This is a genomic window from Chloroflexota bacterium, assembly GCA_020161265.1.
GTDB lineage: Bacteria > Chloroflexota > Chloroflexia > Chloroflexales > Herpetosiphonaceae > Herpetosiphon.
Window position 1 is genome coordinate 336499 of the sequence record JAIUOC010000006.1, and the last position, 23772, is coordinate 360270.

The window sequence follows — 23772 nt, forward strand, 5'->3', positions numbered from 1 at the left end:
CTTTCGACGTTGATAGTTTTCTTCATCCTTCATCCCTCATCCTTCATCCTTCTGGCTATTCCCTCGCCTAAACGTCTATGGTAAAATTAAGTTGCTTCCGCATTTGCGCCCATCGCCAAAGGATTGTTTAGGAGTGCAGCTATGGCCCAAGACCCGCCTTCATCTGTCGATTTAGCTGCTCGGCTGGCTCAGCTTGAACGTGAAAATCGCATTTTACAGGCCATGCTCGACACGGTGCCTGATGCGATTGTGTTTAAAAATGCTGATCTCACGATTGAGTATGCCAATCGCGCTTTTCGCGAATGGTTTGGCTTGCCGCTTGAGCAGTTTCATGTAGCCGATGATCGTTCGGGCGATGATGCCTATGCCTCAGAATATCAAAGCCACGATCGCCAAGTTTTGCGCAGTGGCCTTGGCAGCGAGTTTGAAGAGCGCTCGAATGCGCCCGATGGCTCGTTGATTACCACCCGTAGCATCAAACAACCAGTGCGTGAGGCCAACCAAGTCATTGGTTTGGTGGCAGTGTTGCGCGATGTCACCAGCGCGGCCCAAGCTTCGCGCTCACTGACCGAAACCCAAGCCCGACTTTCACGGATTATCTCGAATGTGCCTGGCATGGTTTTTCAGTTTGTGCTGCATCCCGATGGCACAAGCGAGTTTCCCTACGTGAGCGAGGGCATTCGCCAAGCCTTTGGGATTGATCCAGAACGCCTGACTTCGGAGCGCGATGCCCTTTATAACTGGATTCACCCCGAAGATCAGCCAGAATTTATTCGTTCATTTGTCGAATCGGGGCAACTGCTCGAGCCATGGCAATGGGAAGGTCGAGTGGTCTATGATGGCGTTGTGCGCTGGGTACGCGGTGCTTCGCGGCCAACTCGCACCGAGGCTGGCGATATTTTGTGGGATGGCGTGTTGATGGATATTACCTTGCAACGCGAAAATGAAGCTGCGTTGCGCCGCCTGCAAAATCGTTTGCAACAATTTCTCGATGCCACGCCTGTTGGGTTGTATGTGGTCGAGCCTGATGGTAAGCCCTATTATGCCAATGCCAAAGCCCAAGAGTTGCTCGGCCAACAAGTGATGCTGCCAGTCAGCCAGCAAACCGAGACCTATCGCACCTACAAAATTGGCAGCGAAACGCTTTATCCGCGCGAAGAGTTGCCAACCCAACGCGCCCTCAAGGGCGAAATGGTGCACCTTGATGATCTCGAATTTCGTTATGCTGATAGACCTGCAACCGCGATTGAGGTTTATGCTCGCCCGATTTACGACCCCAATGATCAAATTGAATATGCCATCGCGACCTTTTTCGATATTACCGAGCGCCGCCAAATTGCCCAAGAGCTGTTCGATTGGCGGCAACGCTTCGATTTGATCATGTCAACTGTCGAGTTGGTGATGTACGATTACGATGTTACCAACAATAAAATTGAATGGAGCGATTCGGTCACCAAGATTTTGGGCTATCCCAAGGCCGAATTTAGCCTGAGCCTTGATGCATGGGCTGCTGGTTTACACCCCGACGATGCGCCAGAAGCCTTACGCATGCTCGAAATTGCCCAAGAAAATTGTAGTACCTACGCGGTTGAATATCGCTTTTTACACCATTCTGGTCATTGGCTCTGGCTCTTAGATCGTGGTTTCTTTATTCCAAACAACGATGGTGTGGCAATCCGTATGTTGGGCTTGGTGCAAGATATTACTGAACGCAAACAAGCTGAAGTGATGCGCGAACAAATGCAGGGTCAAATTATTGAAGCTCAAGCTGCCGCGCTACGCGAACTTTCCACGCCATTAATCCCAATCAACGATCGCACGGTAATTATGCCGTTGATTGGCTCGATTGATTCGGCACGGGCGACCCAAATTGTCGAATCGTTGCTGCAAGGTGTGAGCCAAATGAATGCTGGCGTGGTGATTCTCGACTTAACTGGGGTTCCAGTCGTCGATACCCAAGTGGCTAGTGCTTTGTTGCAAGCGGCGCGGGCGGTGCGTTTGCTGGGCGCTGAGGTGGTATTAACCGGAATTCGCCCAGAAATTGCTCAAACTTTGGTTAGCTTGGGCATTAGTTTGGGTGATGTTGTGACCTTGAGCAATTTGCAAAGTGGGATCGAACGCGCCTTGAATCGACGTTTATCCTAAGCGAGGGGGTTTGTATCAACCCTGAAACTGAAATTTGGGCAACTGAATTAGCGGCGGCGATCGCCCACACCATTCAAGCACATACTTTTCAAGCGCGAACACCGCAAAATCAAGTGCGTTTATGGGATGGTCGCACGCCGTATGCCATGCACCCAATTTGGTGTGCCATGAGCATCTTGGCCGAACCCTTGTTGCCTGAAACGACCCGTCGCGTAGGCTCGATTGTGCTGCTCTGGCACGATTTGCTTGAAGATACCAGCGCTGATTTGTTGGAAAACACTCCTGAACAAGTGCGTCAACTGGTACAAGAAATGACTTTCGATGATTTTGATCATGAAATGCGTGATCTGTGGCAGCGCAGCGATTTGACCAAATTGTTTAAGCTTTACGACAAAACCTCGCAATTTTTTGATGCAATTTGGCTACGCGATGCCCGTTATGCCCAATTACTCCAGCATACCCAGCAATTAACTAGCTTTGTGCGCGAAACCTATGGCGAATTGAATATCGTCAAAGTAGCCCAAGCCTTGGCTGTGCCACGCGTTACAGCTGCACAATCAGGTTAGTTATGGATCAACGCTTGCGCGAAGTGCTCGAATATTTGGCCAAGCAATCGTTGGTCGAGCCAACTCGTTGGCAGCATTGGCAGTTAACCCCGATTGCTGGTGGCGCGAACAATCGGGTCTATCGAGCGCAATCTACCCATGCCGATTATGCGATTAAGTGGACGATTCGTGATGAGCGTCGCCGCGCATGGCGTGAGTATCAAGCGCTCCAGATAGTGGCTGAGTTTGATCGTTCGCTGGCTCCGCAGGCAGTTTGGCTTGATGAAGCCAATTTTGCCCAGCCAGTTGTGGTGCAAACCTGGATCGATTTTCCATCGTTGACGAGCATTCCCCAGGATTCGGCTCAATGGCAAGGCTTAATTGCCCACTACTGGGCGCTTCGCCAAATAACCCAAACATCAACCACGCTTGAACTACCCAAAGCAACCCTCAATATGACCAGTGTGGCTGATGGCAAGGCTTTGATCGAGCAACATTGCGCCAAAATTCCGACTGATCAATTGCCGATTGCGGTCGAAAATCTATTAATCTGGCTAGAAACTTGGGCTGCACCTGAGTTGCCTTGCCCGCCAATGAGTTTATGTCGGGTTGACAGCAATTGGCGCAATTTTTTGGCAACACCCACAGGCTTTGTCGCGGTCGATTGGGAAAACGCAGGCTGGGGCGATCCAAACTTTGATATTGTTGATCTGATGACCCATCCGGCCTATGCTGAGGTGCCGACTGAGCATTGGCCTTGGTTTGTGCAGGCCTATTGTGGCTTTGGCAACGACCCACAGGCTGCCCAGCGAATTGAGATTTATCGCACGTTGATGCTGATTTGGTGGGTTGTGCGTTGGCAACGGTATCTCTATGAAGTGCCACGCGGCTTGGATGAGCGACTGGTACAACGCCCGCCAGCTTGGTTGATTACGGCTCAAGCCAATTATCAACGCTATTTAAATCTAGCCCAACAGGCTATCAATCAATGGAGGTAATCGATGCAAAGCAAAGCTACGACTGTCGAGCAATATCTGGCAGAGTTGGCTCCTGAGCGCTACAGCGTGATCGAGCCAGTGCGCCAATTGATCTTGCAGCATTTGCCCGAGGGCTATGTTGAAACCTGCAATTGGGGCATGTTGAGCTATGAAATACCCTTGGAGCGCTTTCCCAATACCTACAATCGCCAACCGTTGAGCTATGTCGCTTTGGCCGCCCAGAAAAATTATAATTCGTTATATCTAATGCCTGTCGCCTACGATGAACCCTATGCGGCGTGGTTGCAGCAGCAATTTAGCCAAGCAGGCAAAAAATTCGATATGGGCAAATCGTGTTTGCGCTTTCGCAAATTCGAAGATTTGCTGCCCGATGTGCTAGCCCAAGTCATTCAGCGCTATTCGGTTGACGACTATATTGGCTATTATCGGGCGATGCGAGGATAAGTTGATGGATTAGGGATCAGGGGTCAGGGGCCAGGGATCAGGAGCTAGAAAGAAATTATGAATTTAACGCAGAGGCGCAGAGCAACCATGGCTATTGGCTGAAGGCTATAGGCATATTTTGGGGTATTTCAAACAATCGCCACCAGCCCATAGCCTTACTTTCCTTCGTGCTTTTCGTGTCCTTCGTGGTTCCAGATCTCCGACCCCTGACCCCTCGTTCCTTCGTGGAGCAATTCCATATAAAATTAGCGTGGCGGAGCTTGCATTTGCTCAAACCGATCAGCTTGGCCTGTTTCAGCGTCGCTCAAATCGAGCGCGATTGGAAAGCCAGCGGTGTAGCCATCGTTAGTTTTACTTAAGCTAAGTAGCATTTGCTCGCCACCATTGGCGTAGTGCATATCGTTTTCGTTGGTGGTATCACGTTGGCTGCCAGCTTTGTAGGGTGCATTTGCCAAAATTTCATTGGTCAAGGTAGTATCGAAATAAAATTGCGAAGTAAATTCATAGGCTTCGTTGGTGCTGCTGGTAGTGCGAATTTTGACGTGAATATGCACGGTGCGCCCTTGATACCAGCCTGGAAAGATTGTGGTAAAGCTGGCATCGCCATTGGCATCGGTTATTTGGTAGCCGCGCAAAAACTTTAAGCCCTCAGTTTGAAAGCCTGCATCAGTCACCCCCGAATAAATTCCTTCTGCATCGCATTGCCAAATATCGACCATCGCCCCCGCCAAGGCCGTACAAGCGTTGCTGCTAATTTGCGAAACGTTGATATTGAGGGTCAGCGGCACGCCTGCTCGTAGCGAATTATCCGATGGCTCGCTGCGAATATCCGAGCGATTGAGTTGTTCATCGACAAAATATGGCCCAACTGTCATCTCGGGTTTGACCACACACGATGGCAAACTGGCAATGCTGGTTGCGGCAGTGGTGGCAGTTGGTACAGCGGTTGCGGCGCTTGTGCCAGTTGTGGCGGTGGCTGCTGGTGCGGTGGTTGCGGTTGAGCTTTGGCTCCCACAGGCGGCCAACATCATGCCTGCGCCAACCGCTGAAAAAAGCTTGAGCGCCTCGCGGCGGCTTAAAATTCGGCCTACTGGAATATCATCATTGTCCATCGTTGCTGCTCCTTCGTCGCTAAGAACTTTCCGCTTTGCAAGAGCTATTCTCAGGCGCGGCGATGAAGGATCGATGAAGATTCAACGCTGAAATTGTTTAGATTCGCTCACTCAATTGGCCGCCCAGCCAGCCTGCTAGCACGATTAGCCCAATGCCAAGCAGATGGCGGCGCTTTTGGGCGGCGGCGGGCAGTGGCTTGCCTAAGACTAAACGCCAATAAACCGCCACCAAGCTAAGGCTAACCACGGCGTGGCTATTGATCCAAGTCAATTGCTGGCGAATCTGATCGAAGGCTAGGGCGGCGGCCAAAATCCCCGTCATCACTGCCAGCAAGCTGCTCCACCAACCGATTTTCAAGCACCAACGAGCGGTAATCGCCAGTTCGTGATGCGGGCGGCGCTCGTTCCAGAGGGTCAAAATTGAGCTAACCAGCAAGAGTGCAATTGGAAAATGAACTGCTTGGGGATGCAAACTCATGCTTAGTTCTCCATATTATTGGCCAATTTGGCGCGGTTGTTCAGCAAAAAGCCGATGGTTTCGCCCAACACCTGCGATTCAAATGGCTTGGGCAGCACTGCATCAAACACATGGCGGCGCGTATCAAGATCGGGCGCATTCCAAACCGTCAGCAACATTGCTACCAACAGAGGGTCGCGGGTTTTCAGTAGTTCAGTCAAATCCCAAGCATTGATGTCGGTCAGGCCACTATCGGCGATCAAGGCATCAAAATCGCGGGCATAAGCCAAATCGAGCGCCAAGGTGCCGCTATCGGCGCAAACCACCGTATGCCCTAAACTTTCGAGCAAGCCCGCCAATGCCGATTGGACCCGCGTATCGCTTTCGACCACCAGAATTGTGCCACGTTGCAAGGCTTGTGCTCCGCCAACTTGCAGCGGATCGTTGGAAGTTTCGGGGCGCGGAATTGGGAACACCAGCGAGATTGTGCTGCCAGTGCCCACTTCGCTTTGCACTGCGACCCGCCCACCATGATGCTGTACCACAATTGCATGGGTCATCGAAAGCCCTAGGCCGGTGCCATGCTCGCCTTTGGTGCTGAAAAATGGCTCCCACATGCGAATTTGGGTTTCTTCATCCATGCCAATGCCTGTGTCGCTGACTTCCATAATCACATCCTCGGCAACTTGCTCGGTGCGGATCGTCAAAATTCCGCCTTTGGGCATGGCATCGGTCGCATTCAGCACAACATTGGTTAGCACTTCGCGCAAGGCAAACGGTGAACCATAAATTAATGGAATTTGGCCTTTTTCAATGCGGGTTTGAATCATGGTGCTGGCAGGGCGGCTGCGCCAACGTGGGCGAATCAGCTTAATCACATCATTAATAATTGTATTCAAATCGACCATTTCATGATCTTCGGGCTGCTGAGCACGGGTAAATTGCTGAATCCGCTCAACCATGTGCCGACCATCACGCGCTGCTTGTTCGATCACCGCCAAGCCTTCGCGTTGCTCTTCGGGCGCTTCGATTAGCAATAATTGGGTGTGGCCCAAAATGCCCGCAATCAAATTATTGAAATCATGGGCGATGCCGCTGGATAATTCACCTAAAGCCCGTAAGCGCTCGGTTTGTAGCAACACATCTTGGGCTTCTTGTTTGGCGCGGTAGGCTTGCTCAAGCTCCTGATACAGTTGCGCATTGGAAATTGCCAAGGCCATGTGTCGCGCCAAAATTTGCAATAAATGCTGATGGGCTGGTGGAAAGGCATCAGGATCAAAGCTGGAAAGCACCAACACGCCCAGCCAGCGATCATCACGGCGCAAGGGAACCAACAAGGCGACCGCCAAGCCAATTTGGCGCAACTCGGCAGCGCGACTAACTGGCGATGAGTTCATAATCATGCGATACGGCGGTGCATCGATCGGCCCAAAATCCTGCCAAATTTCCTGTGAAAGCACCAAGGTTTTATCGAGCAGGTCAACTTCGGCACGGCCAGTTTTCATCAACACGCTGAAAAAGCGGGTTTGCTCGGTTGCCAAGGCCACACAGGCCCAATCGTAGGGCACGACCCGCTCGATTTGCTGAGCGATGCGATGGCAAACCACCTCAAGGTTGAGGGTTGCGTTGAGCGTGGCGGTAATATTCGAAACTGCATTCAGTTGCTCAGTTTGTTGCTGGAGCGTGGTAATCAAATCGCGTTGTTCGAGGGCGATCGCTGCTTGCGAACAAATTGCTTCGGCAAAATTGATATTGCTCCGGCCAAAATAGCGCTCAGGTCGTTGATCAAACAGCGCCATCAAGCCCAAGGTGCCGTTGCGTCCAACCAGTGGGATGAGCAAGGCCGACACTAAGCCAGTTTCGAGCCAAAATGCGCTGGTGTTGGTGGCAGCATGACGGTCGTTATGATGATAGGCGCTGGCCGAGGTTTGGGTCAGCTGCTTCAAATCGGGAAAATACGTTAATAGCGCGGTTGCAATCACGTCAATTGAGCAATCTTTGGGCATTTGCCAGGCCAGCGGCTTAAGGCTTTGGCTGTGGGCATCATATTGAAACATAATTCCAACATTAGTTTGGAGCGCTTCACAGACCGTTTGCACCAATTGATCAAGCAAATCTTCTTTTTGCGCTTGGTTGAAAATCCGATTGACATGACTCAGCATGGCGAGGCGTTGCTTTTCAGCGCGTTGAATATCAATTAATAAACCACCGATCATGCTAATTAAGTAGTAAACACCTAATTCAAACACAATGCTGGCAAAGGCTACGCGGTCGTTGCCCATCGTACCAACGCGGCGCATGCGGCTGGTTTCATCGAGGAAAAATGAGAGTGCGATTAACATACTGCCGGTGGCTGAGAGCAACGCACCATCAAACCCATGGCGGGCAGTAAAGGCCACGATTGGCAAGAGGAATAACACATTTAAAAATTGCACAGGAATATAGGCAACCCGATCAATACCCCAGCCGATCAGGCCGACGATCGTGAGCATAAAGATCAATTGCAATACGTCGCTACGGGTGATGGTGCTGCGATGAATGCTGCGTTGCAAAGCGGCGGGCGTGCCAAACCAGCCACGGGTTGAAAGCCATGGCGTGCCTAAACGCAGCATTGGCAAGGTGATGATCAACGAACCCAAACTATTGGTGAGCCACATCAATGCTGTGGTTACCACCAATGAATGTTCCTCGATCCAGCCGACTTGCCAGCCGACAATGCTCATACAAAATGCGCTAATCGCCGTGTTGAACAACACCCCACTGGCCAAAAAACCATTCAGGGCCGATTCGCGCGACATATCGTAGGGATACCGATACAGAATAAAAATGAGGGCTGGCAAGCCGCCTTGAGCCAACCAACCACCAACCAACAGTGCTAGCCACCCAACCTGATTAATGCCCGCAAACCATGCGATTAGCGCCATGCTGATGGCACTGCCAACAGCCCATGGTGTGCGCCACCACATAATGCCTGCTTGCACAACCCCTAAGGCTAAAATCCAAGGCATCGGCAGATTGGCTAGCCAACCCAATCCAAACAAGAGCGCGGTTATGGTCGCACTGCAAAAACTCAGCAAGAGCGGCCTTGTCATGGTGAGCCTCGTCTCAGGAAGATGCTCTCTCATTCTATAGCGATGAGCATGCTAGCGTCAAGCGCAAAATTGGCATTTAACTTGATGCTTTGGGCCTATTTTAGCGCAGATTTGAACAGCCTTCGTCAAGCCTTTTGAGCTGAATTCTGTTAGCGATTTGTCATGTTGGGCCATGGCCTGCGGTTGAAAAAACATAATCCATGGCCTATAATGGCGATGGAAGTGGGGCAAAGTGGGGGAATGTGGGGAATTCTGTAGGCGAACATCTGAGCGGAAAAGCCTTGACAGTGGGAGCATGCCATGTTTTTGGGCGAATATGAACATACGGTTGATGAAAAAGGCCGCTTGGCGATTCCAGCAAAATTTCGAGCTGGTTTGGCCGAAGGTCTGGTGTTGACCCGTGGTTTCGACCAAAATTTGCTGCTTTACCCCATGCCAGTTTGGCGTGAATTGGCTGCCCGGATTAACGCGCTGCCAATTACCCAACCATCGGCCCGCAATTTGCGCCGTTTGATGTTTGCTGGCGCTAGCGATTTGGGCCTCGATAAACAGGGCCGAATTGTGCTGCCACCCAACCTGCGTCAGTATGCCACAATTACCAACCAAGCGGTGGTTACGGGCATGGATAGTTTTATTGAAATTTGGTCGGCTGAGCGCTGGCAAACGGTGCTCGATAGTTTTGCTGATGAAGCGCCTGCCTTGGCTGAGCATGTCTCCGCCTTTGGGATTTAGGGTGTTTGATGGTGAGTATGCATATTCCAGTTTTGTATGATGCCGCGCTGGCAGCCTTGAATTTACGCCCAACTGGGCGCTATATCGATGGCACGCTTGGTTGGGCGGGCCATAGCAGCGGTATTCTGGAGGGCAGCGGCCCCACAGGCCAGTTACTCGCGATCGATCAAGACCCGATGGCTTTGGCGGCAGCGCGTGAACGACTGGCTCCCTATGGCGAGCGTGCGACGATTGTCCATGGCAATTATCGCCAAATGGCTAGCCTCGCCGCCCAACACGGCTGGCACCAAGTCGATGGTATTCTACTCGATATTGGAGTTTCCTCGCCGCAACTCGATTTGCCTGAACGGGGCTTTTCGTTTCAATATGATGCGCCGTTGGATATGCGCATGAATCCGACGCGCGGCGAAAGTGCTGCTGATTTGATTGCCCAGCTCGCTGAAACCGATTTAGCTAATTTGATTTATGAATATGGCGAGGAACGCCTTTCGCGGCGGATTGCCCGACGAATTGTTGAGCAACGCAGCAAAAGCCCAATTACCAGCACTGCTCAATTGGCTAGTTTGGTCAAAAGTGCCGTGGGTGGCCAAGCTGGCAAAACCCATCCCGCCACCCGAACGTTTCAAGCCTTGCGGATTGCAGTCAACGATGAATTAGGGGCGTTGCGCGAAGGTTTGGCAGCGGCCACCAATTTATTAGCCCCAGGCGGACGTTTGGCCGTGATCACCTTCCATTCCTTAGAGGATCGGATTGTCAAAGAATGGATGCGCGATCAAGCTAGTGAATGTTTGATTCCAGCCAAACTTGAAATTTTGGCCTGCCCGCATAATTGCGCTGCCAAAACCGGCCCACGCTCGTGTATCTACCCAGTTGGCCGTGATTGCGATTATGTGCCAACGCTTGAGGTGTTGAGCCGCAAGCCAATTGAGGCCACACCCGAAGAATTGAAAGCCAATCAGCGGGCGCGTTCAGCCAAATTGCGGGTTGCCGAACGACGATTAACCAAGGCGCTTGCGTCTTAACTATAGCTCAACTGTCGGAGGATGCTTGATGGCGGTTCAATCTCAATCAATTGGTGGCCTGAGTGCCATCCGTAATCGCAGCACCAGCCAATCAACCCGTCAACGCCGCGCTAGTGTACTGATCGCTTTGGCGGTAGTGGTGGCCTTGATGTGTATGCTCTATTTGGCGCAAACTGGGCGAATTGCCGCGCTGGGCTTTCGGCTCGAACAACTCGAAGTGCAGCAAATTAAGTTGGAGCGCGAGAATAACCAGTTGCTCTATGAGATTGAACAATCGCAATCGCTTGAGGTTGTGCGTCAGCGGGCAACTGCCTTGGGCTTCAAGCCAATTGAAGCAAGCCAAGCCGAATATCTGATTATCGAACTACCACACCATCGTTGGACGGCTCAGGCTCGTTAGCGCCCGTTCCAGCCTTTGCTGCTTGGAGGAACTTGCATGGCCTCACGTACCGCTCCAACTCCTCAAAACCCACCATTGCTCTCACGCTGGCGGATCAACGCAATTTTGTTGATCTGTGTGGTGTTTGCTTTAGCCAATGCCCATAAATTATTTGAAGTGCAAATCCAACGCCATGATCAGCTTTCAGGTTTGGCGCAGAGTGAGTTTCGCCAAAATCGCACAATTCAGCCTGCCCGTGGCATCATTCGCGATAGCACTGGCAGTGTTTTGGCGATGAATGTGGATCGCGATACACTCGGCGTGGCTCCACCCTATATCGATGATGACCCAACCGACCCGAATGAATCGGATCGCCTAGCTTTGTTGCTTTCGCCGTTGATTGGCAAAGCGCCTAGCGAGATCAAGCAATTGTTGCTGACCAAAGATCGCGAATATGTGGTTTTGGCGCGGCGCTTAACGCCTGAGGTCAGCGAGCAAATTCGGGCGCTCAAAAATACCGCGCTAACGCTTAATCCAGAACCAGTGCGGGTCTACCCCAAAGGCACGTTTGCCGCGAATGTGGTTGGCGTTGCCAATTACGAAAATGTGGGGATTAGCGGGGTTGAGGGCTATAATAATTCGCTGTTGGCTGGGGTCGCTGGCTCGTTAGAAGCCGAAATCGATTCGGCCTCGAACTCGATTTGGATCGAGCCGCCAACTGTGCAAGAGCCACGCGATGGCGCTGACATCACCTTGACGATTGATCCAACTGCCCAACATATTGCCGAAGAAGAATTGCAAAATGCCTTAGTCAACCATGGCGCAAGTGGCGGCTCGATCACCGTGATGGATGCCAAAACTGGTGCGATTTTGGCTATGGCAACTTCCACCAAGTTTGATCCCAATCGCTATACCGAATATCAACCAGAAATTTACAATAAAAACTCGGTGATTACCGATCAATACGAACCTGGCTCGACGTTCAAACCAATTAATTTGGCAATTGGGCTACAAGCCAAGGCCTTTACCGTCAATAGTGTGGTTGATGACCCGGGGTTTATTGCCCGTGCGCCTGGCTGCTGCGCCAACTTTGATTCCAATGGTCACTCGCCAATGACTCCCGAAAATGTGATTTTGTATTCATCGAATGTGGGAGCCTTGCAATATGCCGAAATGGCGGGCGACCAAGCCTTCTATCAAGGCTTGCACGATTTTGGTTATGGCGATCCAACTGGAATTGAGTTGGGCGGCGAAGAGGCTGGGATTGTGCAATGGCCTGAATCAACCCTTGACTGGCGGCCAATTGTGCTTTCAACCAATGGCTACGGCCAGGGGATTGCCGTAACGCCGCTGCAACATGTGCGGGCGATGTCGGCGCTTGCCAATGGTGGCAACTTGATGCAGCCTTACATCATTCAAGAATGGTGTGAGCGAGGTGAGTGTCACAAGGTTGAGCCAAAAGTGTTGCGCAAAGTCATCGATGCTGATGTTGCGATGGATGTGGCCAAAATGATGGTACGGGCCGCCAACAACAACTATGCGTTTCAAGAAAAGATGTGGTGGACGGCATGTAGCGGCTATTATGATCGCCAAGGCAACGGCGGTGTGCCCTTGGTGCCTGGCTACAACATTGCGGCCAAAACTGGTACAAGCTCAATTCCCGATGGCCGTGGCGGCTACGAAAATGCCACGATTGGCTCGGTTATGGGCTTTGGTCCAATTGAAGATGCGCGGTTTACGGTCTTGGTCAAGCTTGATCGTACCCAAGATATTTGGGGCACATCAGCGATTCCAGTCTATGCTGCCGTGTTCAAGCGCTTACTGACCCATTATCAAATTCCGCCCAACCCTGAGTTGGTGCATGAATGCCAAAAAGCCCAATAAGCAATGAATTAGCGCCATGCAACCCATGGCTTTGAGATAGGCCTATGCTAACCTTACAAACAGTCGTTGATGGGGTGAAAATTGCCAGCGAACCACGTTTGCAATTGCCCGCAGCCCTCGCCAATTTGCCAATTCGTAGTGCCTGCATCGATTCGCGTGAAGCCAGCGCTGATGGTTTGTTTGTGGCCTTACATGGCGAACGGGTCGATGGCCACGATTTTATTGCGGCAGCGGCGGCACGCGGCGTTCGAGCAGCCCTCGTGCAACGCGGGCGTTTGGCTGATCCCAGCCAGCTTGGTTTGGATCGACCGTTTGTCTTGCTCGACCCTGATCAAGGCCAGATTGCTAATGAAGCGCCAGCCAATGCCTTTTTTCTGATCAGCGTGGATCAGCCCTTGACTGCGATGCATCGCTTGGCAACGCGCTATCGCCAACAGAACGATTTGGTGGTGGTGGGGATTACGGGCAGCGTTGGCAAAACCTCGACCAAAGAGGTGCTAGCGGCCATGCTTGCGCCAACTATGCGCACCCACAAAAGCCCACGCTCATACAACAGCGAAAATACTTTGCCCTTGGTGGTGCTGGGGATTGAACCAGAACATCAGATTGCAGTGCTCGAAATGGGCATCTATAACAAAGGCGATCTAGCTTTGTTGACGACGATTGCCCAGCCCCAAATTGGCATCGTGACCAATGTTGGCGCATCGCATTTGGAGCGTATGCACACGATCGAAAATGTGGCCGAGGCCAAAAGCGAATTGGTGCAAGCCTTGCCCGCCGATGGTTGGGCGATTCTGAATTACGATGATCAGCGGGTGCGGGCGATGCAGCAGGTGACCAAAGCCCAAGTTTTTACCTATGGGCTTGACCCTGAAGCCGATTTGTGGGCTGATAACATCGAAAGCCGTGGCCTCGATGGTATTGGCTTTGATGCCCATTATCGTGGCGAGCAATGGCATATTAAATTGCCCTTGATTGGCTTGCACAGCGTGCACACGGCTTTGGCGGCGGCAGCAGTCGGGATTGTGTTGGGGCTTTCATGGGATTCGCTGATTCAAGGATTACGCAGCAGCGCCCAATTACGTTTGCTCTCATATCCGGCGGTTGGCGGCGCAACCCTGATTGACGATACCTACAATGCCTCGCCCGTTTCCTGCATTGCGGCACTAAATTTATTGGCTGAACTACAAGGCCGCCGCATTGCCGTATTTGGCGATATGGCCGAGCTTGGCCCGCACGACGAATCGGGTCATCGTTTGGTTGGGGTGCGAGCCGCCGATGTAGTTGATCAACTATATGTAGTAGGCGAAAAAGCGCGTTGGATTGGCGAAGAAGCCATTGAAGTAGGCCTGCCTGCTGAACAAGTACATGTGCTGCCTGATAAAGCTGCGGTGATTGCGGCGTTGCAATCGACGCTCCAAGCGAATGATTACGTCCTTGTCAAAGGATCGCGTGCTGCTGCCATGGAAGATGTTGCAAATGCCTTGCAAGTTAGGCCGGAGGCTACGGCGTGAATAACCAACAGGTCGTGATCGAGATTCAGCGAGCGTTGGTGCTCAAACTGGCTGAAGCGTTGTTATTGGCAGGAGCGGCCTTTATTTTAACCCTAGTGCTTGGCCGCTGGTGGATTCGCTGGCTCAAAGCCCATAACATTGGCAAAGCAATTCGGGTTGATGGTCCGCAGAGCCACATGATCAAAATTGGCACGCCAACCATGGGCGGCGTGATGATCATCGCCTCGGTTGTGATCATCACGGTGATTTTCAACTTGGTTGGGCGTTGGTCGATGCTGTTGCCCTTGGCGGCACTAGTTGGCTATGGCATTCTTGGAGCGTTCGATGATTATCTTTCGTTGACCAAAGTGCGCTCGAAAACCTTTGGCCTGACCGAACGCTTCAAAATGGTTTGGCTGGTGATGATCGCCTTTTTTGCCTCGCTGGCCTTATATTTACCTGCACCATTTGGCTTGGATAATGGCGGCGAGGTGGTTGTGCCATTTGTTGGCGTGATTGATATTGGCTATTGGTACATTCCGATCGCAACATTTTTGATTGTGGCGATGGCCAACGCGGTGAATTTTTCCGATGGCATGGATGGCTTGGCTGGCTGGACTTCAGCGATTGCCTTTGCCGCTTTTGGTGTGATTGCCTTTGTCTATCGCTTCGATTATTTGGTGACCTACTCGTTTACGGTTTCGGGCGCGTGTGTGGCCTTTTTGTGGTTCAACGCCCATCCGGCTCAAGTATTTATGGGCGATACTGGCTCGTTGGCCTTGGGCGCGACCTTGGCGATTGTGGCGCTGATCTCCAAAGCCTGGTTGTTGCTGCCAATCGTCGGGATTATTTATGTGCTCGAAGCCGCCTCAGTGGTGATTCAGCGCTACTACTTCAAATATACCCGCATCACTACTGGCACTGGCAAACGGGTCTTCAAAATGACCCCAATTCACCATCACTTCGAGCTAGCAGGCTGGTCGGAAATGCAAGTGGTGCAGCGTTTTGTGATGATTGGGATTATTGCTGCAATGATTGGCATTTCGCTGGCACTAAATCCAGCCTTGCCCCAACAATCTAGTTCCAGCCAGCCGACGACCCCAAATAATCCTTTTACCACGACCGATGATCCGCTGCCAACGGCCTATCCAACGCCGTTGGGCAATTAACGATTGTTCGTAAGGTTGCTGGTAGAGTTGGCTTGATTCAATAGCAAGGCGCTTAGCAAGTAAGGCAATGCATGCTCGATTTACGCAATAAACGCATAACGGTGATGGGCTTGGGGGTTCATGGTGGCGGTTTAGGGGTCACGCGCTTTTTGCTTGAGCAAGGAGCTCATGTGATTGTGACTGATCTGCGCAGCGCCGAGATTTTGCAGCCATCGCTTGAGGCTTTGGCGGGCTTGCCAGTTGAATTTGTGCTGGGCGAGCATCGTGATCAAGATTTTGAGCGGGTCGATATGGTGATTCGCAACCCAGGTGTGCCGCGTGAATCGCGCTATTTGCAATTGGCTCGCGCTGCTGGCGTGGCGATTGAAATGGAGATGACGCTATTCTTCCGGCTTTGCCCTGCGCCAATTATTGGCATCACCGGAACCAAGGGCAAAACCACCACCACCACCCTGACTGGGGCGATGTTGCGCGAGGTTTATCCTGATACGGTGGTTGCGGGCAATTTGCGGGTTTCGGCCTTGGAACAATTGCCACGGATTACTGCCAAAACGCCAGTGGTGCTTGAGCTATCGTCGTGGCAATTGGAAGGCTTGGGCGAGGCCGGATTAAGCCCTGAGTATGCGTGTGTCACCAATTTGTCACCTGACCATCTCGACCGTTATGGCTCGATGGCTGATTATGGATTAGCCAAGCAACAAATTTTTCTGTATCAAAGCCCTGATGATGTGGTGGTGCTACCGAAACACGATCTGATTGTCAATACCTGGGCCAACGATGCTCCAGGCCGAGTGATTTGGTTTGATGGCAACGAAGGCTGGCCGATGGGCCAGTTGCAAGGCCAGCATAACGCCTTGAATATTGCGGCGGCGGCGGCTTTGGCTCAGGCCTATGGCGTGCCCGATGCAGCAATTCGCAATGCAATTGAGCATTTTGCTGGAGTTGAGCATCGTATGGAGTTAGTGCGCGAGATCAACGGCGTGCGTTTGATCAACGATACGGCTGCTACGACCCCAACCGCTGCGGCGGCGGCGCTCAATTCGATGACCAGCCCAGTAATTTTGATCGCTGGTGGGGCTGATAAAAAACTGGCGTGGACACCGTTAGTTGAAGCAATTCAACAATCGGCCCAATTGAAGCGGCTGATTATCTTGGATGGCACGGGTTCGCCAGCCCTGAGTGCGGCGCTTGGTACTCAGCAAGAGCGCTATCAATCGTTTGAACAAGCGATTCGCGCGGCTTTTGCCGAGGCTGAAGCTGGCGATACCGTGTTACTCTCGCCAGGTGCCGCTAGTTTTGGCATGTTTCGCAATGAATTTCATCGCGGCGAAGAATTTCGCCGAATTGTTGGCCTATTGACGGAAGCTTAAAAATTATTTAGGAATATTGGGCTATAGCGCAATTGCTTGAAACCAGCCACGATAGTGAAGGTTCTGCGATTGAAGGTTATTGCCAACAGCCTAAGTTCTGGTTTCGTCGCTATTGAGCTTGATTGCTGCAATTGGCTCAGAAATTGGCAACCCATGCAAGATCCCTATTCAGGCTATCAACCTGAGCGTGTTGAATATTCGCCCAACCAACCTGTGATGGTGCAACTGCCCAGTGCGCCAGTACGGGCTACTTGGGTGTTTATGGCGATCAACGTTGTTATGTTTGTGATTTGTATTCTCAAGGGCATGAGCGTGATGGGCAATGCTCGCGGCGATGCCTTTGTCTTGATCGAGCTTGGAGCCAAGTGGTCGCCTTTGATGGATATGGGCGGCGAATGGTGGCGCTTATTGACTGCGACTGTGCTGCACGGCGGGATTGTGCATATTGGCTTTAATATGTATGCCCTGTATGCGCTTGGCCCAACCGTTGAGCGCTTCTATGGTAGCCTGCGGTTTAGCGTGATCTATCTGATTGCGGGGATTGGCGGGGCTTGGGCTTCGTATAGTTTTGGCAATTTGACTGGCCCTTCAATTGGCGCATCGGGGGCAATCTTCGGCCTAATTGGCTGTTTGATTGGCTTTTTCCTGTCGGCTCGCAGCGTCTTGGGTGATTTTGCTCGCCAAAACTTGCGCCAAATGGTCGGCACAGCAGCAATTAACTTGATTATCGGCTTATCGTTTTCGTCGGTGATCGACAATTATGCGCACATTGGCGGGATGCTGATGGGCTTGGCGGTGGGCTATGGTTTGGCTCCACGGCTTGTCTATATTGCCGATTGGTTTAAACCGCGGATTGAGGCCAACGCGCCATCAGCATTGCGCTGGCTGAGCGTGGTTGGTGCGGTTGGCTTTATTCTGGTTGCAACGTGGTTTGTGCATAATCAACGCATGAACGATGCTACAAGCGTTGCGCTCTTAGAAGAACTTTATCAAGCTTGGTTAAATGCCCGTTAGACGGTTGGAGGTCGCATGAACGATCGAGTTCCGCGAAAACCTGATGGAATGTTGCTAGCCCTGGTGGGCGGCTTGGTTGCGTTTGGGCTAGTGATGGTCTATAGCTCATCGTTCTATGTGGCCTATGCCGAATATGGCTCATCGGTCTATTGGGTGTTGCGCCAAACCATGTGGGCAATTGCCGGCGTTGGCGCAATGATTGCGACCATGCGCTTTGATTATCGTAAATTGCGGCGTTTTTCGTTGCCCTTAATGCTTGTTACGCTCTTTTTGCTGCTCCTAGTATTGCTATTGCCCGAACATATTACCAAGGTCAATGGTGCTAGTCGCTGGATTAACATTGGCCCAGTTGGGATGCAGCCCAGCGAAATTGCCAAATTTGCAGCGATTATCTATTTTGCCGACTGGCTTTCGCGGCGTGGCTCGAAAATTCGTCAATTTGTCACAGGGCTATTGCCGTTTGGGATTATGCTCGGGCTATTGGCGGGCTTGGTGCTGTTGCAACCAAATATGAGTACCACGATTGTGATTGTGGTGATCAGTGCAGCAATTTTGTTTACCTCAGGTGCAAGTTTGACCCACTTGGGCATCGCCGCCAGTATGACCACGGTGGTTGGTTGGCTGGCGATTCAATCGGCGGGCTATCGGGCTTTGCGGGTGTTGGTCTGGCAAGATCCCTTCAGCTATCCGCGTGATGGTGGCTATCAACCAATCCATGCCTTGTATGCACTTGGCTCAGGCAGCTGGACAGGCGTTGGTTTAGGCCAAAGCCGCCAGAAATTTTTCTGGTTGCCGTTTGCCCATACCGATGCAATTTACGCCGTGATTGGTGAAGAATTAGGCATCATTGGTGCTGGCTTGGTGCTGGCAGCATTTGTCGTGCTGGCAGTGCGCGGTTTCCGCATCGCCTCGCGCTCGCTCGACCCGTTTGGAGCCTTGATTGCCGTAGGCGTGACCACGTGGTTGGTGGTGCAAGCACTGATTAATATCGCCGTTGTGACCACCGTGATTCCATTTACTGGAATTACCCTGCCATTTATTTCGTATGGTGGTTCATCGTTGATGATGACCATGATTGCGGCGGGCTTGCTGCTGAGTGTAACCCGTTATGCGCCGTTGAAACGGGCTGAGGAACGAACCAATGAACTCTCCATCCCCACAATTGGCCAACTCCGACCGCGAGTGGTCGCCGCTGCTGATGCTGTGCGGCGGTGGCACGGGCGGCCACGTGTATCCGGCTTTGGCGGTGGCCAGCGCCCTGAAGAACATCACCGATCCGGCAGCTTTGCCGTCGGCAACTCCCTCGGCGGAACGTGGCGCAAACCAGCCGACGAATCCAAGCGACTTATCGCTTGGCGCAAGCCCAAACAGCGCAAAAACTTGGTCAGCCAGCCAATCAACGGCAGCACCGCCCGCGAACGGATCGAGCAGCGTCGGCGCAATAAACGCCAACGTTAAGCCGCAACTGCGCTATATTGGCTCGGTTGATGGCATGGAAGGCGATTTGGTTGAGCGCGAAAGCACAATTCCGTTTATTGGCCTGCCTGCTGCGGCCATGCGTGGGCGCAATCCACTGCAAATGCTGAAAAATGCTGGGGTTTTGATCAAAGGAGTGCTTGCTGCTCGCAGCTTGTTGCGACGCGAACGGCCTGCGGCAATTTTGGGCACTGGCGGCTATGTGTGTGTGCCGTTGTTTGTGGCAGCGGCGCTTGAGCGTGTGCCGACCTTGCTTTATTTGCCAGATATTGTGCCAGGCTGGGCTGGGCGGGTGTTGGCCCGTTTAGCCACGCGCATTGCTGTAACCTTTGATGATTCCAAGCGCTATTTGCCTGCGCATAAAGTGGTTGAAACGGGCTATCCGGTGCGTGGCGAGCTGTTTAATCAAAATAAAGCCCAGTGTCGAGCCATATTTGGCCTGAATGATCAATTGCCAGTGCTGTTGGTGTATGGTGGCAGTCGCGGGGCACGATCGATCAATCAGGCGGTTGCCGCGCTCTTAAGCGATCTGTTAGAATTAGCACAGGTCGTGCATGTTTGCGGACGGAATGGTGATGAAGCATGGTTGCGTGAGGCCCAAGCCAAACTCAGCCCTGAGCTAGCCAGCCGTTATCATCTTTACCCCTATCTGCATGCGGATGCTGAACGCTCGATGAGCACAGCGTTTGGCGCAGCAGATTTTGCGTTAAGTCGGGCTGGCGCATCGACGATGGCCGAACTTCCTGCCGCAGGCATTGGATCGATTTTGGTGCCTTTGACCATGGTGAAGCAAGAATATAACGCTGCTGCCCTAGCCGACCGCGGCGCAGCAATTAGCATTCCTGATGAAGCAATGCTAGGCTCTGGAGAGCCAATCCAAGGCCGTTTGTGGCGCGAACTCTCAGCAGTGCTGAGCAGCCCTTTGCGCTTACAAACGATGGCGCAACGCAGTGCCAGCCTTGCCCAACCAGATGCAGGGGCGCGGCTTGCCAGCGAATGGCTGGCGCTTGCCCGAGGAGGCTAAAGCGTATGTCGTTTCGACTGATCCTCTTGCAACAAGCGATCCAGTTTAGCTTTTTGCAGCTTTTGATGCTTGTGATTTTTCCAATCGCAGGCTTCTTTGGCTGGCGACGCGGCTGGAAGGAAGAGGCGATCACCACGGTCGGGCTGATTTTCTCGTTGGTTCTGTTCGCAAACCCTACAGTTGCTGAAAACATGGCTGGGCTGTTGAATCGAATTGTCAATGCTTTTGCGGTGTTTATTAATGCGCTTTTTGGCAGTGATAGCGGTGAACGTTCGCCCTTTATCGATAGCGAGAATTTCGAGAATTTTCGAGCAATTTCGTTTATTATCGGGGTGATTCTTTCGTATGTGATTGGCTCGGCAATCGGCAGCCGCGAGGAGACCAGTCGCGGTGGGCAGGTGATTGGGGTTGGCGTGGGCGTGCTCAATTCGTATATTGTGCTTTCGCGCTTGCTCGATTTTTGGATTGCCTTCGACAAAGATGGCGCGAATTTGCCCTTTGATGAGGGCGTGGGCATTACCGTCTCGTCAATTTCGCAAGACAATGCTTTGAAAGACAATTTGCCGACGATCTTTGCCTTGCTCTTTTTGGTCGTCTTGGTTGTGACTTTCTTCCGCTTGCCCAAAATGCGGGAGTAAGCTGAAGAGCATAGAGCAAAGAACATAGAACATAGCAAATGTGATTAATCAATTATGCTCGATGCTCGATGTTCGATGTTCTGAAAATCCTTGGGGACGCTGGGAATCGTCGATCTCAGCGTTTCTGCTGTTTTTATCTGGCTTTTTTAAGGAGTCACTGGTGCATACGCACATTGTTGGAATTGGTGGTTCAGGCATGAGTTCGATTGCGACGCTGCTGCTGGAGCGTGGCGATCAGGTTTCTGGCTGCGATCGGGCGGCTAATGCGGCCACAACCCGCTTGGCTGACCATGGCGTTTCAGTCGAAATTGGCCATAGCGCGAGCCATGTGCAGGGGATTGATCGGCTGTTGGTGACTTCGGCCTTGCCACTTGACCACATTGAGATTGTGGCAGCTCACCAAGTGGCGATTCCGGTGCTGACCCGTCATGATTTATGGCGTGAATGGAGTGCTGAACGCCCAACCCTTGCGGTTACTGGAACCCATGGCAAAACCACCACTACCGCAATGTTGGCGGTTATTTTTAAGTATTGTGGCTATACACCTGGCTTTTTGATCGGAGCCGATGTGCCTGCCTTAGGCGCAAGTGCCGCTTGGGGCCATGGGCCGTTAGTGCTCGAAGCCGATGAGTATGCCCGCACGTTTTTGGCGCTGAGTCCAGCGATTGGCATCATCACCAATCTCGATTGGGATCATGTGGATATTTATCCCAGCCAAGCTGAGTATGATGCAGCCTTTCGTGAATTTGCCACCAAGCCGAGCCTGCAACAGTTGGTGTTGTGCGGCGATGATGTAGGCACGCAACGGGTGCTTGCTGATGTGCCAGCGATTCGTTGTGGTTTGGCTGAGCATAATACTTGGCGAGCAACTGCGGTTCAGGCTACGCCCGATGGCATGCTGTTTGAAATCATCAGCCCGGTTGCCGAGCCAATTACGGTGCAATTAGCGGTTGCTGGTGAGCATAATGTACAAAATGCTTTATTAGCCTTAGCTGCCGCCCATGCCTATGGGGTTGATTTGGCGGCAGCGGTGGCAGCGATTGCCCACTATCAAGGGGCGGCGCGGCGCTTCGAGCCAAAAGGCCAGGTTGGCGCTGTGCGGGTGTTTGACGATTATGCCCATCATCCGGTGGAAATTCGCGCGACCTTGGCGGCAGCCCGCAAGCGCTTTCCGACGCAACGGATTGTGGCCTATTTTCAGCCACACACCTTTAGCCGCTTGGAAGCGTTTCTTGCCGATTTTCAAACTGCTTTTGAGCAGGCGGATCTGGTGCGAATTGGCGCGGTGTATGGGGCACGCGAAACCAGCAAGGGTGACCCAACCGCTCAAATCGTGGCTGGCATGCAGCATCCGAATGCCTTGGCAGTCGGCGATTTAGACCAAGCGTTTGAGCAATTGCTGCGCGATGTGCAGGCTGGCGATGTGGTGCTGACCTTGGGGGCTGGCGATGGGGTTGCGGTTGGCGAGCGGTTGGTGGCGGCGCTGAGGTGATTTGATGATTGCTGATGCTGCCTATCGCCAATTTCATCGTGATGCGGCAGAGCGCTTGCGTCAACTTTACGCTGAACAAACAGGGCGGCCTGAGGGTTTGGATGGAATTATGGCATGGCATTTAGCATTAGCCTGTGAGTGGCCCGCTGCAATTACTGCCGCACTTGATCAAGCAGAAACTGTGATTGCTCAACATAATATCGCCGATGCGCGAGTTTGGTGCGAACGGGCTTTGGAATATTTGAACCGTTTGGCCGAGGATCAACGCGCCAATTTCGCAATTCGGGCCTACAGCTTGGCTTGGACGGTACTGGATTGGGCGGGCAATCACGATGATGCCTTGTTTTACGCCCAGCAATTGTTGACCTTAGCCCGCGCTGCGCAATCGGTGCAAATTGAGGGTGGTTCATTAGTGGCCTTGGGGCGTTCGCAACGAGCAATGCGCGATTATAGCAGTGCCGAGCAAACGCTCAAACGGGCGCTCGATTTGGCTCGAACGACCAACAATGTGCCGCTTGAGGCCGAAGCTTTGTTGCATCTTGGCAAAACTGAGCAACTCCAAGGCCACCATACCGCAGCAATTCACCTCTATAACGCCGCACAAGCACGCGGAGCGGTGATTGACGATCGGCTAACAATCGCTAAAATTATCACAAGCATTGGCGATGTGTATCGTTTGATTGGTTCCGGCCAACAAGCAGCCGATTACTACTCACGCGCCTTGGAAATCGAGGAACATCTGCCTGGCACGTTGGGCGTGGCGATTGTCCATGAAAAATTGGCGCTTTCGTATCTCGAATTAAACGATTTGGATCAAGCGCTGCGTTGCCAAGCCGAAAGCTTGATGCTGCGCGAAAAATTAAACGATGCGGTTGGCACCGCCCGCGCCTACACCGTGCTTGGGGTGATTCACCATGCACGCGGCGATTATCAAACGGCGATTGAATCGTTTCTCAAAGCCTTGCAATATGAGGATCGGCGCACGCCTGGAGTTGGCCAGATTATGCTGCACAATCGCTTGGGCGATGCCTATCGAGCGCAAGCCGATTATGGCTCGGCCAGCACCAACTACAATATTGCCCTGACTAATGCCCAGCAATTGGGCGATACAGTCGGGATTGCCTTGGCTAGCGAGCGTTTGGGCGATTTGGCCTATGAATGGAATGATCGCCACGATGCGGCCAAGCATTGGCATACAGCCTTTTTATTGCGCCAAGGTCTTGGCCATTACGATGAACAAAAACGCTTGCGTGAACGCTTGCGAACTATAGGAATGCAGGTTTAAG

At 52.3% G+C, this 23772-nt stretch carries 20 protein-coding genes; 17 read left to right on the top strand and 3 right to left on the bottom strand.

Annotation, left to right across the window (positions count from 1 at the left end; all coding sequences use genetic code 11):
• The first annotated feature begins 141 nt into the window (after positions 1-141).
• From LCH85_15655 to LCH85_15670, 4 genes are all read left to right on the top strand, one after another.
• Positions 142-2145 (top strand): PAS domain S-box protein, encoded by a 2004-nt coding sequence (locus LCH85_15655; protein ID MCA0353428.1) that lies wholly within the window; start codon positions 142-144, stop codon positions 2143-2145.
• A 113-nt stretch (positions 2146-2258) separates the two neighbouring features.
• Positions 2259-2711, top strand: coding sequence for a hypothetical protein (locus LCH85_15660; protein ID MCA0353429.1), 453 nt, complete (start codon positions 2259-2261; stop codon positions 2709-2711).
• 2 nt (positions 2712-2713) lie between these two features.
• Entirely contained in the window at positions 2714-3688 is a 975-nt protein-coding gene (locus tag LCH85_15665; GenBank protein ID MCA0353430.1) for an aminoglycoside phosphotransferase family protein, read from the top strand.
• Between the two features lie 3 nt (positions 3689-3691).
• Positions 3692-4132, top strand: a complete 441-nt coding sequence (locus LCH85_15670) for a DUF1801 domain-containing protein (GenBank protein MCA0353431.1) — start codon at positions 3692-3694, stop codon at positions 4130-4132.
• A 245-nt stretch (positions 4133-4377) separates the two neighbouring features.
• Here LCH85_15670 and LCH85_15675 read toward each other — a convergent pair whose 3' ends face one another.
• From LCH85_15675 to LCH85_15685, 3 genes are all read right to left on the bottom strand, one after another.
• Entirely contained in the window at positions 4378-5244 is an 867-nt protein-coding gene (locus tag LCH85_15675; GenBank protein ID MCA0353432.1) for an intradiol ring-cleavage dioxygenase, read from the bottom strand.
• 97 nt (positions 5245-5341) lie between these two features.
• A complete protein-coding gene (locus LCH85_15680) occupies positions 5342-5722 on the bottom strand; it encodes a hypothetical protein (protein MCA0353433.1) in 381 nt (126 codons plus the stop codon).
• A 2-nt stretch (positions 5723-5724) separates the two neighbouring features.
• Positions 5725-8793 carry a GAF domain-containing protein gene (locus LCH85_15685; protein MCA0353434.1) on the bottom strand — a complete coding sequence of 1023 codons (3069 nt, stop codon included), beginning with the start codon at positions 8791-8793 and terminating at the stop codon, positions 5725-5727.
• 300 nt (positions 8794-9093) lie between these two features.
• On the opposite strand from LCH85_15685, the gene mraZ reads away from it, so the two are divergent.
• The 13 genes from mraZ (at position 9094) to LCH85_15750 (ending at position 23771) form a co-directional block, all read left to right on the top strand.
• On the top strand, positions 9094-9525 hold the full coding sequence (mraZ, locus tag LCH85_15690) for a division/cell wall cluster transcriptional repressor MraZ (GenBank protein ID MCA0353435.1): 432 nt from the start codon (positions 9094-9096) through the stop codon (positions 9523-9525).
• An 8-nt stretch (positions 9526-9533) separates the two neighbouring features.
• Positions 9534-10547 carry a 16S rRNA (cytosine(1402)-N(4))-methyltransferase RsmH gene (gene rsmH / locus LCH85_15695; GenBank protein ID MCA0353436.1) on the top strand — a complete coding sequence of 338 codons (1014 nt, stop codon included), beginning with the start codon at positions 9534-9536 and terminating at the stop codon, positions 10545-10547.
• A 28-nt stretch (positions 10548-10575) separates the two neighbouring features.
• On the top strand, positions 10576-10947 hold the full coding sequence (locus LCH85_15700; GenBank protein ID MCA0353437.1) for a hypothetical protein: 372 nt from the start codon (positions 10576-10578) through the stop codon (positions 10945-10947).
• Positions 10948-10983: 36 nt separating this feature from the next.
• Entirely contained in the window at positions 10984-12810 is a 1827-nt protein-coding gene (locus LCH85_15705; GenBank protein MCA0353438.1) for a penicillin-binding protein 2, read from the top strand.
• A gap of 44 nt (positions 12811-12854) precedes the next feature.
• A complete protein-coding gene (locus tag LCH85_15710) occupies positions 12855-14324 on the top strand; it encodes a UDP-N-acetylmuramoyl-tripeptide--D-alanyl-D-alanine ligase (protein MCA0353439.1) in 1470 nt (489 codons plus the stop codon).
• A 17-nt stretch (positions 14325-14341) separates the two neighbouring features.
• Entirely contained in the window at positions 14342-15472 is a 1131-nt protein-coding gene (mraY, locus tag LCH85_15715; GenBank protein MCA0353440.1) for a phospho-N-acetylmuramoyl-pentapeptide-transferase, read from the top strand.
• A gap of 71 nt (positions 15473-15543) precedes the next feature.
• Positions 15544-16842 (top strand): UDP-N-acetylmuramoyl-L-alanine--D-glutamate ligase, encoded by a 1299-nt coding sequence (murD, locus tag LCH85_15720; GenBank protein ID MCA0353441.1) that lies wholly within the window; start codon positions 15544-15546, stop codon positions 16840-16842.
• A gap of 153 nt (positions 16843-16995) precedes the next feature.
• On the top strand, positions 16996-17856 hold the full coding sequence (locus LCH85_15725; protein ID MCA0353442.1) for a rhomboid family intramembrane serine protease: 861 nt from the start codon (positions 16996-16998) through the stop codon (positions 17854-17856).
• A 15-nt stretch (positions 17857-17871) separates the two neighbouring features.
• The gene (gene ftsW / locus LCH85_15730) at positions 17872-19314 is read left to right on the top strand and encodes a putative lipid II flippase FtsW (GenBank protein ID MCA0353443.1); all 1443 of its coding nucleotides are present in this window, start codon (positions 17872-17874) and stop codon (positions 19312-19314) included.
• Positions 19315-19330: 16 nt separating this feature from the next.
• The gene (locus LCH85_15735; protein ID MCA0353444.1) at positions 19331-20356 is read left to right on the top strand and encodes a glycosyltransferase; all 1026 of its coding nucleotides are present in this window, start codon (positions 19331-19333) and stop codon (positions 20354-20356) included.
• A 5-nt stretch (positions 20357-20361) separates the two neighbouring features.
• Complete coding sequence (locus LCH85_15740; GenBank protein ID MCA0353445.1) at positions 20362-20994, top strand: hypothetical protein; 633 nt, start codon at positions 20362-20364, stop codon at positions 20992-20994.
• 160 nt (positions 20995-21154) lie between these two features.
• Positions 21155-22486 carry a UDP-N-acetylmuramate--L-alanine ligase gene (murC, locus tag LCH85_15745; protein MCA0353446.1) on the top strand — a complete coding sequence of 444 codons (1332 nt, stop codon included), beginning with the start codon at positions 21155-21157 and terminating at the stop codon, positions 22484-22486.
• 4 nt (positions 22487-22490) lie between these two features.
• Positions 22491-23771 (top strand): tetratricopeptide repeat protein, encoded by a 1281-nt coding sequence (locus tag LCH85_15750; GenBank protein MCA0353447.1) that lies wholly within the window; start codon positions 22491-22493, stop codon positions 23769-23771.
• The last annotated feature ends 1 nt before the right edge of the window (position 23772 follow it).

Coding starts and splice junctions, on each gene's coding strand:
- LCH85_15655 (MCA0353428.1), top strand. CDS start 142: ATGGCCCAAGACCCGCCTTCATCTGTCGATTTAGCTGCTCGGCTGGCT.
- LCH85_15665 (MCA0353430.1), top strand. CDS start 2,714: ATGGATCAACGCTTGCGCGAAGTGCTCGAATATTTGGCCAAGCAATCG.
- LCH85_15670 (MCA0353431.1), top strand. CDS start 3,692: ATGCAAAGCAAAGCTACGACTGTCGAGCAATATCTGGCAGAGTTGGCT.
- LCH85_15675 (MCA0353432.1), bottom strand. CDS start 5,244: ATGGACAATGATGATATTCCAGTAGGCCGAATTTTAAGCCGCCGCGAG.
- LCH85_15680 (MCA0353433.1), bottom strand. CDS start 5,722: ATGAGTTTGCATCCCCAAGCAGTTCATTTTCCAATTGCACTCTTGCTG.
- LCH85_15685 (MCA0353434.1), bottom strand. CDS start 8,793: ATGACAAGGCCGCTCTTGCTGAGTTTTTGCAGTGCGACCATAACCGCG.
- mraZ (MCA0353435.1), top strand. CDS start 9,094: ATGTTTTTGGGCGAATATGAACATACGGTTGATGAAAAAGGCCGCTTG.
- rsmH (MCA0353436.1), top strand. CDS start 9,534: ATGGTGAGTATGCATATTCCAGTTTTGTATGATGCCGCGCTGGCAGCC.
- LCH85_15700 (MCA0353437.1), top strand. CDS start 10,576: ATGGCGGTTCAATCTCAATCAATTGGTGGCCTGAGTGCCATCCGTAAT.
- LCH85_15705 (MCA0353438.1), top strand. CDS start 10,984: ATGGCCTCACGTACCGCTCCAACTCCTCAAAACCCACCATTGCTCTCA.
- LCH85_15710 (MCA0353439.1), top strand. CDS start 12,855: ATGCTAACCTTACAAACAGTCGTTGATGGGGTGAAAATTGCCAGCGAA.
- murD (MCA0353441.1), top strand. CDS start 15,544: ATGCTCGATTTACGCAATAAACGCATAACGGTGATGGGCTTGGGGGTT.
- LCH85_15725 (MCA0353442.1), top strand. CDS start 16,996: ATGCAAGATCCCTATTCAGGCTATCAACCTGAGCGTGTTGAATATTCG.
- ftsW (MCA0353443.1), top strand. CDS start 17,872: ATGAACGATCGAGTTCCGCGAAAACCTGATGGAATGTTGCTAGCCCTG.
- LCH85_15740 (MCA0353445.1), top strand. CDS start 20,362: ATGTCGTTTCGACTGATCCTCTTGCAACAAGCGATCCAGTTTAGCTTT.
- LCH85_15750 (MCA0353447.1), top strand. CDS start 22,491: ATGATTGCTGATGCTGCCTATCGCCAATTTCATCGTGATGCGGCAGAG.